General features: G+C 39.2%; 9 protein-coding genes. All 9 read left to right on the top strand.

Going from position 1 to position 12781, the window contains the following annotated elements; genetic code table 11:
* The first annotated feature begins 212 nt into the window (after positions 1 to 212).
* The 9 genes from DQW11_RS02155 to DQW11_RS02110 all read left to right on the top strand — a co-directional run bounded on the left by DQW11_RS02155 (position 213) and on the right by DQW11_RS02110 (position 12331).
* Positions 213 to 2666 (top strand): ABC transporter permease, encoded by a 2454-nt coding sequence (locus tag DQW11_RS02155; protein ID WP_113922344.1) that lies wholly within the window; start codon positions 213 to 215, stop codon positions 2664 to 2666.
* Between the two features lie 540 nt (positions 2667 to 3206).
* The gene (locus DQW11_RS02150; protein WP_113922343.1) at positions 3207 to 3446 is read left to right on the top strand and encodes a hypothetical protein; all 240 of its coding nucleotides are present in this window, start codon (positions 3207 to 3209) and stop codon (positions 3444 to 3446) included.
* Positions 3427 to 3771 (top strand): type II toxin-antitoxin system PemK/MazF family toxin, encoded by a 345-nt coding sequence (locus tag DQW11_RS02145; RefSeq protein WP_113922341.1) that lies wholly within the window; start codon positions 3427 to 3429, stop codon positions 3769 to 3771. Before DQW11_RS02150 ends, DQW11_RS02145 begins: the two co-directional genes overlap by 20 nt.
* Positions 3772 to 4452: 681 nt before the next feature.
* The gene (locus DQW11_RS02140; RefSeq protein WP_198669823.1) at positions 4453 to 4710 is read left to right on the top strand and encodes a hypothetical protein; all 258 of its coding nucleotides are present in this window, start codon (positions 4453 to 4455) and stop codon (positions 4708 to 4710) included.
* Positions 4711 to 5525: 815 nt separating this feature from the next.
* Complete coding sequence (locus DQW11_RS02130) at positions 5526 to 7901, top strand: arylsulfatase (protein ID WP_113922339.1); 2376 nt, start codon at positions 5526 to 5528, stop codon at positions 7899 to 7901.
* Between the two features lie 781 nt (positions 7902 to 8682).
* Positions 8683 to 9195: a hypothetical protein gene (locus DQW11_RS02125; protein WP_113922338.1), complete on the top strand. Its 513-nt coding sequence runs from the start codon at positions 8683 to 8685 to the stop codon at positions 9193 to 9195.
* Between the two features lie 477 nt (positions 9196 to 9672).
* Positions 9673 to 9888, top strand: coding sequence for a TFIIB-type zinc ribbon-containing protein (locus DQW11_RS02120; protein WP_232826652.1), 216 nt, complete (start codon positions 9673 to 9675; stop codon positions 9886 to 9888).
* A 266-nt stretch (positions 9889 to 10154) separates the two neighbouring features.
* Entirely contained in the window at positions 10155 to 11354 is a 1200-nt protein-coding gene (locus DQW11_RS02115) for a hypothetical protein (RefSeq protein WP_157966000.1), read from the top strand.
* 161 nt (positions 11355 to 11515) lie between these two features.
* Entirely contained in the window at positions 11516 to 12331 is an 816-nt protein-coding gene (locus DQW11_RS02110) for a DUF6602 domain-containing protein (protein ID WP_113922333.1), read from the top strand.
* Positions 12332 to 12781: the final 450 nt, after the last annotated feature.

The following is a 12781-nucleotide window of genomic DNA, read 5'->3' as shown; positions in this document are numbered from 1 at the left end:
TCCATGAATATTTACGTACGCTTTCTTGCAACAAACCCATAAAAAAAACTCGGATTGAAAATCCATTGTAGTGGCTATGGACTGTCGACTGTGGTCTATGGACTGAATATCAAATATCCATTTTAAAAATATTTCAATCTATTTCTGCCATGTATCTACCATATTTCAATCTCCATTTACCTACTAACCAATAACCAAATAACCAAAAAGCCATGCTCAAGAACAACGTCAAAATCGCAGTCCGAAGTCTTTTGAAGCAGAAAGTGTACACTTTCATCAATATTTTGGGACTGGCAGTTGGGGTGGCAAGTTGTGTGCTGATCGTACTTTTTATCCAAAATGAATTTTCTTACGACAGGTTTTTTAAAGACCATGACCGGATTTACAGGATGTCTTTGGAGAGGATTTATCCAAACCATTCTACGTACTATTCTATCATTCCACATTCATTTGCCGGTGTGGCAAAGCAAACCTTTGAAGATATAGAAGAAGCCACCATCGCTTCGAGATTTCCTGATGTCGAATTGACTTACAAAAACCAAAGGGAGGAAGAGGTGCGCTTTGATGAAGAAATGATTTTGGCAGGAGACAGTGCTTTTTTCAAAGTCTTTGATTTTCCAATTCTCAAAGGAAAAACCGAAAACTTGCTTTCAATTGGAAGTGAGATGGCGGTGACGGAGGAATTTGCCAAAAGGTATTTTGGTGAGGAAGATCCCATCGGAAAGTTGATCAGGGTAGGGGAAAATCAGGAATTTACGGTGGTCTCTCTTTTGAAGGATTTGCCAACCAATTCCCATTTCAAATTCAGTGCAATAGTCTCCAACGTGGCTTTTCCTTTTCTCCAACAAGAGAATTTTACAGGTTTTTCTGCCTACACATACTTTAAACTCCGTGACGGTGCCGATCCAAAATCTTTGGAAGCAAACATTCCCCAATTGGTCGACAAGTATGCAGCAGGTCAGATCGAACGTGAATTGGGCAAATCATGGGAAGAATATAGAAAAGGAGGAAACGGATACCGGTATTTTTTACAGCCTTTGAATGACATCCACCTTTTTCCCACCTACCTAGAGGGACAGATGAAGCCTTCGGGCAATATCAATTCGGTTTATATTTTGATCGCAGTGGCATTTTTGATTCTTGGTATTGCCTGTGTGAACTTTATGAACCTCGCTACTGCCCGGTCCGCAGAAAGGGCCAAGGAAGTTGGCATCAGAAAAGTGATGGGTTCACTAAGGACGCAGCTGATGAGGCAGTTTTTGACTGAAGCCGTCATCTTGAGTGCTGTCGGGGTTTTTCTGGCTTTGGTCATTGTGCAGTTTGCGATCCCATCCTTCAATGGATTGACCGAAAGGAACCTCCATTTTCCCTTCGATATTACTTCCATACTTGCTATTATCGGCATTGTTCTTTTTGTAGGTCTTTTGGCAGGACTGTATCCGGCGATGGTACTTTCTTCTTTCAAACCTGTCGATGTCATGAAAGGACAGTTTACCGGTAGCCAAAAAGGAAAGTGGATCAGAAACGGTCTGGTGGTTTTTCAATTTTGGATTTCAATCATTTTGATCATCGGGACATTGGTGATCCGTGATCAGATGAAATACATGCAGCAGGTTCCGTTGGGATTTGATAAGGAACATGTCCTGGTAGTAGAGAGGGGATTTAGCTTTGGACCTCAAAATCTCCAAACCTTTGTCGAAGAACTCAGAAATATGCCCGAGGTTGAAAGTGCAGCCATCTCTTTTGCCTCACCGGGGCAGGAATCCACCTTCTTTGGGATACAGTTCCAACCCGAAGGTTCCGCCGAGATCCTAACCACCAAATCCATGGTCGTCGCAGATGGCGCTTCAGAAACTTTGGGTTTGGAAGTTGTGGCGGGAAAAGGTTTCTCGGAAGCAACCAATGATTCGCTTTATGTTTTGCTGAATGAAACAGCAGTCAAAGTCATGGGGATGGATGATCCGATTGGTGCCAAACTCCTGGAAACCCAAAATACTCCTGATGGCAATATCACCATTGCACGGACCATCATTGGCATCGTAAGGGATTTTAACTTTATCTCGCTGAGGGATGAAATCACTCCATTGGTGCTGCAGAATACAGAGAGTTTTGGGGCGAACATCGGCGGACAGTATGTTTTTGCAAGGATCAAAGCCAATGAAACCCAAGCCGCCATTGCCTCCATCGAATCCAAATGGAAAGAAATAGCACCTGAACAGTCTTTCAAGTTTTCTTTTTTGGATGAAAGTCTCAACAACCAATACCGTCAGGAACAGCAGACAGGCAGGATTTTTTCGATCTTCTCTGTTTTGGCGATTTTCGTTTCCTGTATCGGATTGTTTGCGTTGTCGGCATATATCACAAGCCTCCGTACCAAGGAAATAGGAGTGAGGAAGGTTTTGGGGGCTTCTGTTGGTGGAGTGGTGATGATGCTCTCCAAGGACTTTACCAAGATGATTTTGATCGCCTTTGTATTGGCTGTTCCGGTGGCTTGGTGGGTGATGGAAAAATGGTGGTTACAGAATTTCGCTTTCAGGATCAATGTCAACCTGTGGATCATCCTGATTTCCGGCATCTCGGTCTTGGCAATTGCTTGGCTGACCGTCAGTTTCCAATCCGTCAAAGCTGCTTTGGCCAATCCGGTGGATTCTTTGAAGTCAAATTAAATTAACCCCGGAGCTCACAGAGTACACAGAGGATGCATGGGTGAGAATTGTAGAATCAAAAACATGAATTAATTTGATCTAAAACCTTCCCCTTGTCATTTCGAGCGCAGAGAGAAATCTATCCAATTTAATTACCTCAGAGTTCTCAGAGTGCTCTGGGAAATATAGAAAGAGAAATGAGGAGGATAGTTTCCAAAGTAAGGTCTGAATCGTGACTAAAGCCTTCCCCTTGTCATTTCGAACGCAGAGAGAAATCTAAATCTATAGCCCATGTTTGTGCCTGAACAAACAATCAAATTCTATATCCTGAATCTTCGGAAGCCCTATATTTCTTCAACCGCAATGGCCGCCAAGGTTTCGCAAATGGTCGCCAAGTCTTATTCCCCAAAAATAAATTTCTTCCATTAGTAAAAATACCCCGATCACGGGGTGTTTTGTTGGTACAGAAAAAAAAGAAACCGTAATTCTCTTTGATTATTTGAATTTTTAAAACTTGTAGTATATATCAAAAGTATATACCTTTAAATAAATATTTTAACTATGAAAAACCTTTCATTGAAGCTTGAAGACGATATTTTTCAGGAGACTGAACTTATCATTTCAAAAGGCAACAAGAACAGAAACAGGTATATCAACGATGCGATTGAATTTTACAACAGACTTCATAAACGGAGACTATTGTCAGAACAGTTAAGCAAGGAATCAAAAATCGTAGCACAGGACTCTTTGGAAGTTTTAGCTGAATTCGAAAAACTGTTCGATGAAGGTCAGGCAATTTGAAATTTGGATTGCTGACCTGAACCCAAGAAGGGGAACAGAGGCAGGTAAAGTCAGACCTGTCATTGTCATTCAGACCGATTTGCTCAATAAGGAACATCCCTCTACTATCATTTGTCCGATTACAACCAATGTAAAGCCCGAGGCAGAGATTTTAAGGGTTCACCTCAAGAAAGCAAAATTTGGCCTCATAGAAGATTGTGATGTCATGATTGATCAAGTCAGGGCAATAGATAACAATAGACTTTTGGAAAAGATAGGAGAGGTGGACAGGGCTACCGCGGAAAAGGTCAAAGAAAACTTAAGGATTTTGATGGATTTGGGTTGAAGATAGATTTTGATTCTTGATGCCCATTTTTGTGTCTGCACAAACATTCAAATTCTTTATCCTTCTTATCCTCAAGCCCGATATTTTTTAACCGCAATGGTCGCCAAGGTTTCGCCAAGGTTCGCAAATGGGGATTAATGATTTTACCACGGAGCTCGCGGAGAACACAGAGGACGGTATCATGTTGAGCAATGTTTGATTGAAGTAAAAACCTTCCCCTTGTCATTTCGAACGCAGAGAGAAATCTAAATCTATAGCCCATGTTTGTGTCTGCACAAACATTCAAATTTTATATCCTAAATCTTCGGAAGCCCTATATTTCTTTAACCGCAATGGTCGCGAAGGTTTCGCAAATGGTCGCCAAGTCTTATTCCCCAAAAATAAATTTCTTCCTTTTGTAAAAATACCCCGATCACGGGGTGTTTTGTTTGTTAAAGAAAAGGTAAGTTTGATATTGGGATTATTTCCACAATATTTTGGAAGGCAAGTTAAAAAGGAATGCTTTCCCATATTATTGAAGAAAGGAAAACCTTATCTAACATTTGTAAAATAATGAGAAATGAAATAAGATACATAGAACTAAAAAGTTGATTCTCAGACAATGGACCTGCTTGGATTGGATTATTATCTTTCTCGAAAAGCGGAAAGACAATCTATTTTGATGGAAAAGCATTTCAGAGTTTGAATGGAAAAGGAATAAATGGAAATTACTTTGACTTGGAAAGTGGAGATGAATATTGGATTTCGGGAATAAAAAAAGATATGTCTGACAGACATAAATTTGGTGGCGGGAAAATCTTAGTAGAAAAAAGGATTTTAAACGACTACTTGAAAATTATTAACAAATCTGAATTATCTATATCTGACTATGAAATTACCGAAGTTGAAACCGAGAATCCAATTGAACGGATTAATGAATTGGAAAATAGAAAAGCCTAACAGATTGAATTTGATTCGACTTACATTTCAAACAACCGAATGAAATAACTGAAAAATAAAAGGATTTTTTATTCTCAACGTGCTTTATCCTGCTTCTCCATAAGCAGGATCTATTGTTCTTTCTTGTTTCAAAATTCTCCCGCAGATGCCGCAGATTGACGCAGAAAAAACGGCCGTCACTCTGGTCCGCCGGGGAGGATCAGATTCTTCTTCGCTTCCTAAAGTCTGATATTTTTTCACCGCAATGGCCGCCAAATTTTTGAAAAAATCGCAATGGTCAAAGTTTACTTTATTTATTCTCTGTGCACTCTGTGAACTCTGTGGTGTTTTTTTTTAACCGCAAATGGCCGCCAAGGTTTCGCAAGGATCGCAATGGTCCAAGCTTACTCTATTTTTTCTCTGTGCACACTGTGGTGTTTTATTTTTCACGGCAATGGTCGCCAAGGTTTCGCAGGGATCGCAATGGTCCAAGTTTACTCTTTTTTTCTCTGTGTACACTGTGAACTCTGTGGTGTTTTTTTTTCACACCAATGGCCGCCAAGGTTATTCCAAGGTTACAATGAATTATCCCTGAGAGACTCTTCCTGATTTTAGTAAATCCATAATCAACAAGCTATTTTTCCTTTTGGGAAGGAAAGGATTCTTTTTAAATTGAAATAGTAAGCAATCAGGAGAGATTGTTTGGTGTTTTGAGGTTAATTCAATTTTTTTCTAAGTAAAATTTATTTCCAATTCATCAAATTATTTGGATAAATGATAACTTTAGAAAACATCCCAAACAGTTTAAATAATCGACAAACCTAAATTTGGAAAAAATGAAAAAAACCACAATTTATTTTTTTGCAATAGCCTTATTTACAGCGGTTGCTTGTAATCCACCAACCCAAGAGAATGAAATAATATCACAGGATTCTGGGGTTTTGGACCGTTCTATTCTTCCGATCCAAGAACCGATTTATCCGGCAATCAACGAGCTCGATGCACGCAATGCAACTGCACCAAAAAGGTTTCAGGTAAATGCACCCGAAAATGCACCCAACGTAGTCGTAGTGTTGATTGATGATATCGGCTTCGGACACTCCAGTGCTTTCGGCGGTCCCATCCACATGCCTACTTTGGAAAAACTGGCAGCAAACGGATTGAAGTACAACCGTTTTCACACGACAGCTTTGTGTTCACCTACACGAACAGCCATACTCACAGGGTATAACCACCACTCCAATAATGCAGGTGCCATCATGGAAGTCGCTACGGCTTTCCCGGGCAATACCGGGATCCGTCCACAGACCATCACTCCTGTAGCTGAAGTTCTGAGGCTGAATGGCTACAGCACTGCGGCATTTGGAAAATACCACGAAACGCCACCTTGGGAAGGTTCTGTGTCCGGTCCTTACGATCGTTGGCCTTCGCATTCCGGTTTTGATAAGTTTTATGGCTTTATCGGAGGAGAAACCAACCAATGGCATCCAATGGTTTACGATGGGACGACCCGTGTCTATCCAAATGTAAAAGACGAAAATTACCATTTTACAAATGACATGACCGACCAGGCCATCGCATGGATGAACACGCAGCAATCTCTTACTCCTGATAAACCATTTTATGTCTATTTTGCTACAGGAGCTACCCACGCACCACACCATGCGCCAAAGGAATACATTGAAAAATACAAAGGAAAATTTTCCCAAGGTTGGGACAAGGTCCGCGAAGAAACATTGGCAAGACAAAAAGCATTGGGCGTAGTTCCTGAAAATACAGTACTCGCCCCAAAGCCTGAGGCCATTAAGGATTGGGACAAACTAACTGCAGATGAAAAGAAGCTGTTTGAAAAGCAGATGGAAGTGTTTGCGGGGTTTGCAGAGCATACTGACAGCCAGGTTGGCCGATTGGTAGAAGCCCTTGAGGAACGCGGTGAGTTGGAAAACACGATTTTCTTTTATGTAGTCGGTGACAACGGCTCAAGCGCTGAAGGCGGAATGATCGGAATGTTCAATGAGAATACCTACTTCAACGGTGTCCAAGAAACTCTCGATATGCAAATGAAAGTAATTGACAAGCTAGGTTCAGAGCATGCTTACAACCATTTTGCTGCAGGATGGGCCGTGGCTGGAAATACGCCATTTACCTGGACAAAGCAGGTTGCTTCAAATTTTGGAGGTACACGAAATGGCATGGTACTTCATTGGCCGGCCGGTATCAAATCAAAGGGAGAAGTTCGTTCCCAGTTTCATCATGTTATAGATGTGGCCCCGACCATTTATGAGGCAGTGGGAGTCCCTTCGCCTAAAATTGTCAATGGCATAGCCCAAAGACCGATTGAAGGTGTCAGCATGAATTATTCCTTTGACAATGGCGCAGCGGCAGACACCCGCAAAACCCAATACTTTGAAATGATCGGCAACAGGGCCATTTACCATGAAGGATGGTATGCAGGTACCATCCATAAAGCACCGTGGGAAGGCCAACCAAGGCGTCCACTTCAGGAAGATATCTGGGAATTATATAATGTGGATGAAGATTTCAGCCAGGCCAATAACCTTGCGGAACAAAATCCCGAGAAACTCGAAGAGCTGAAAAAGAAGTTTATGGAAGAAGCATTGAAATATAATGTGTTGCCTATAGACGACCGCAGCATCGAGCGCTTCGATCCGGTGATTGCCGGTAGACCTGACCTCATGAACGGCCGTACCAAACTCGTACTTTATGAAGGGGCAAAGGGTATTCCTGAAAATGCTTTCATCAATGTAAAAAACACTTCCCTGTCCATTACAGCTGAAGTGGATGTTCCTGCCAATGCCAACGGCGTTATCATCTGTCAGGGCGGGGACTTTGGCGGATGGTCATTCTACATGGAAAATGGAAAACTAACCTATTTCTATAATTGGGTGGGACTTGAAAAGTATTCGGTCACCTCCAAACAAAAAGTGGAAGCTGGCAAACATACCATCAAACTTGATTTTGCCTATGACGGTGGTCGTGGAGGCGGTGGTATCGTCACCATTTCAATGAATGGGGAGAAAATCGGTGAAGGAAGAATTGAAAAGACCAACAGCAATACCTTTGGAATAGATGAGTCAGCCGATGTCGGAACTGATGAAAACACCCCGGTAAATCCGGCTTATGCGGATAAAGAAAAGTTCACCGGCAAAATTAAATCGGTGACGATCGAGACAAAACCTGGAGCCAAATGATCCGCCAAACAGGAGACCATGGGTTTCTTGGTTTATACTCTGATCAGCAATGAATAAAGGGCGTTTTTACGCCCTTTATTCATTTTATATCCCTTTTTACCGCAGAGGACTATGAGAGCACGGAGGAAATGGTCAGGAGGAGGAGGGATCGTTATCCTGCTTCCGTCGCCAATGTTTGTGTCTCCACAAACATTCCAAATCTTTAACCGCAATGGCCGCCAAGGTTTCGCGAAGGGGTGCAAAGGGTATTGATTTTTAACCGCAGAGGACACTGAGAGCACGGAGGAAATGGTCAGGAGGAAGGAGGGATTGTTATCCTGCTTCCGTCGCCAATGTTTGTGTCTCCACAAACATTCCAAATCTTTAACCGCAATGGCCGCCAAGGTTTCGCAAAGGGGGGGCAAAGGGTATTGATTTTTAACCGCAGAGGACACTGAGAGCACGGAGGAAATGGTCAAGAGGAGGAGGGATTGTTATCTTGCTTCTCCAGAAGCTGGATATTTTTTTAACCGCAATGACCTTCAAGGTTTGGCAAAGGGCGCAAAGTCTTATGCCAAATAAATCTATTTCTGCCTTTAGTAAAAATACCCTGATCAAGGGGTTTTTGATTGTCAAAGAAAAGGTAATTTTGATATTGGAGTTATTTCCACAATATTAGAGAGAGCATGCTATTTGGATGCATTCACCAATTATAGAATAAAGCAAAACATTGCCTGCCATAGGTTGACGACTAGCAAACGAGCGACAAATTTTAATTCATATAAAGCAAAACTATAATACAATGAAGACTAACATTCTTTCAACCGTTAGACAGGTGACACTTTATCTACTAATTGTAATGACGGGACTATATGCAGGAATCCATTTTGCTGGAGTCATGGCACCAGTTGTGAGTAAGATGACTGTGGCAGAGTACACGAGCTATTGGCAAATCCTAGACGGATTCATGGGACAGCGAATGCCAATTTTCGGTCAGATTTTTCTAGGATTGTATGCTCTTAACATATTACTTTTTATAAAGGAGTGGAAGACGACAACTTTTTGGATTATCTTGGTTTGTCTTGCTCTCTTGCTTTCGGACATGGTGCTAACAGTTATTCAGCAAATTCCAATAAATCAGTACATTCAAAGCGTTAACTCAAAAAATTTAACAAGCGACCAGTTGACGACTTTGGAAGAAATGAAAAGTCAGGCTGAAAAGAACTTTTTGACACGAGACATGTTATCAATTGCTTCTTTTGTTTTACTTAGCATGACACCTTTTTTACAATGGCGCCAAAGTAAAAAAGATTAATAGTTAGGACGATTGAAAAAGGAGACCTACGGCTGGCAACAAAATGTTTCTGCAATGGTGCCGTTACAAGTTGGCTTTAAGTTTTACCTTGTTCAACGTTTTAGTTTCGTGGGACAGCACATGGCCCCCTTTGGGGGAAGTATTTCAGATTAAAACTGAACTGTGTGGTGCCGTAGCTATCGGCATTTAATTCCATCCTTATATTTTTGGGATTTGAAATCCCGATATCTTCTCAACTGTTTCTGAAATGACCTGTACTTTTTTCAGGATTTTTCTCTATCTGCTCTTTTCCCATTCTTAGCGCAAACCTTACTCCAATGCTATCCGTTGTGTTTTTAACAAAAAGCTTGATAGGATAGCCAAATATCTTTTCAGATTTAAATGGCTTTAGTACGACTCATCTTTTCTTTAGAAAATATTCCAAAAACCATAATCAGATAACTTATGAAATGTCCAAATTGTAATGTTGCGCTAGTAATGACCGACCGGAGTGGTGTGGAGATCGACTATTGTCCTGAATGTCGTGGCGTATGGCTTGATAGGGGAGAACTTGATAAAATAATTGAACGTTCTTCGCAGCCCGTTGTGGCTGTCCGTCAGGTCATTTCTCCTGAAAAACAATACTATACCAAAGATCAAGATTACCGTTACAAAAAGAAGAAAAGCTTTATGAGTGATTTGTTTGATTTTTAAAATCACTTGGACTGGGTTGGTGCCGATAGCTATCGGCATGCAATTCTACCCTTTTATTTTTGGAAACCCATTTTTTTTCTTTCATTATTAAAAATACCCCAATCACAGGATTTTTTGTTTGTAAAAGAAAAGGTAAGTTTGACAAATGGGTTATTTCCACAATATTAGGAAAAGCATGCTATATGGATGCTTTTCCATATAATAGAATAAAGCCAAACGTTGTGTGCCAGAATGACAAGAATACGCATTACCAAACATCAATAAATATGAAAACAAAGATTATTTTACTCGGATTGTTAATTGGGATTGGAATTTTATATTCTTGCTCAGAAGAATTTGATAACTCGATTAATAAATATTCGATTTCCGGAGTTGCCCAAAAAGGACCTTATGTTAAAGGTAGTCAGATTGAAATTTCTGAATTGACAGAATCATTAACTCAAACTGGAAGAAATTTTAATTTAGAACTCAAAAATGATCTTGGTGAGTTTGATGTTGCAGATATAGAATTAAAATCAACAAAAATTGAGATAACAGCTGACGGGTTCTATTTCAATGAGGTTCTTGGTAGCCTGTCCCAGTCAAGGTTGATGTTGAAGTCCTTATCTGATATTTCAGTTAAAAGAAGTGTTAATGTAAATATTATGACCCACCTCATAATTGATAGGTTAAAAACACTTATCAAAAAAGGAGAAAACTACGATACCGCTAAAATACTTGCCCAAAATGAACTATTAGCAATATTCCAAATAAGAACCGATACCGTAAGAGATTTTGAAAACCTAAATCTAAGCAGTCAAGATAGTGAAAACGGGATTCTTATAGCACTATCTTGTATAATTCAAGGGAGAAATACCGTTGCCGAGTTGAGTAAATTATTGGCTGACTTTAAAGAAGACTTTGGAGATAATGGAAAAATAGATAACGCAAATATTCAATCGGAATTAATTAATAATGCAAAGTTATTAGATACTTCATCTGTAAGGATTAACATGGAGAAATATTACAATACCTTAGGACTAAGTATTAAAATTCCTGCTTTTGAAAAGCACATTACAACATTCATCGATAGTTTTGATTTCGAAACGACATTAGATATTTCATATCCCATAAAAGGAGATTTTGGTGATAACCTATTAGCAAAGGAATCAAATACTGAAATTAATAAGGCACAGACATATAGTTTCTCTGCAATTTTTCCATCCGAAATAGAATTGTTGATAAAGTTAAAAATGAATAAAATTGACGGAAATGTAACTTGGGCAACTGAAGAAACAAAACAGACAAATTGGTTTGGAGTGCCTACTAATGGTAACGAAATCAAGGGAATGGCTGTAGGTAAGAATGCTGACATGCCTATAACATTTACTGGAACTGGGATAATTGAGGTACAAGTTGAAACATTTAAGATGGGAGTAGTTGATGAATATTTAGAAACAAAGAAAATAGTGTTGACAATAAAATAATTACGGCACACAACACGCAGTATAGCAAATAAAGATTTTAGTGATAATCGAAGGTTTGTGGTACGCTCGAACTTTCGTGCAACTTGCAAGTGAATCGCCCGAAATCCCTTACTTGCCATACTGCAAACGTTATGTGACATTTTAACCAAATTCGCTAATATATGGCAAGTGATATTTTTAATAAAATCTTAAACAGAAAACTTGATACTTTCAGGTCAGTATTCATGGAAGATAGCGAATCAATATTTAAAATTGAAGACAAACTATTTCACCCACAAGAATTTGGCGTATATAGAGAAAGAGTATTATCAGATTTGTTAAAAACGATTATTAATGAAAGTATAGATATAAAAGATGGTTTCATCATCACGTCTAAAAACAAAGTGAGCACTCAAAGTGATTTAATACTTTTTAACAAAAACAACACACCAGTAATCAATGACGGAATATTAAGATTTTTCCCTATTGAATCTGTTTACGCAATTGGAGAAGTGAAGTCTATAATTCGTTCAAAAAGTGAGTTAAAGGAAGTACTTATAAAGCTATCTAATCAAAAAAAGTTAGACAATGATTTGATTAGTCAAATTAAAGGAGAAGATTCTCAATTAATTACATTTCTTGTTTGTAAAAAAATTGATTATAACTTCACCGAAAACTTCAATGATATTTATGAAAATATTGAAAACGAATATAGGCATAATTTTATTTTAAGTTTAGAAGATGGTTTAATAGCATATTCATTTGATAGAGAATATTTGAGCGAAGAAAATAAGTTAATTTATGATAAAAGTTTTACCGAAAATGAAAATCCATTGTATTGGAATCCTGTATCGAAAGGAGATTTATTAAAAACCGTAATTTCAAGAAAAACTGTAGAAGATGAATATTTACATATAAAAATATTTCTGAATGGAATATCGAGCGCGCTTAATCATATTAAAAGACCAAGAGTTGAACTCCAAGAATATTATCTTTAATGGAAAAACGTCACATAACAACCAAAGTTTCGTGTGCCTTGTAAAGCCAAGCGTGAAACCGCTGTTGCACTAAACCGGTGAAGTTCCTATGGGGATTGAGTCGAAGTTTTAGGGATATTTGCACTTTCGAAAATCTCGAAAAATCTTTTCAAATTCGTTTTCACGTTCAAAAAGTCATATTGTAATTGGTTTTTCAGCCCTTCCTGACTCGTTTTAGAAGGTTTTTTTTGGCTGGAACATAGCCCTGGCTGGGAGTAGTATATACGGCTGTCCTTGGACCGGGTGGATGCCGGTAGTTATCGGCATACAATTCCACCCTTTTATTTTAGGAATTTGTAATTCGAAATCATTTTCACAAATCCTTCCGACTCACCATTCTCCAATCAAAAGTTGAATTCAATTTTTTTCACTAACCTATTGCCCGAATTCGGACGAAGTTGATCGGGTAGA

The organism is Cognataquiflexum aquatile (assembly GCF_003316845.1).
Lineage (GTDB): Bacteria > Bacteroidota > Bacteroidia > Cytophagales > Cyclobacteriaceae > Cognataquiflexum > Cognataquiflexum aquatile.
The sequence above is the reverse complement of the archived record's forward strand: the minus strand, read 5'-3'. Positions and strand labels throughout refer to the sequence as shown.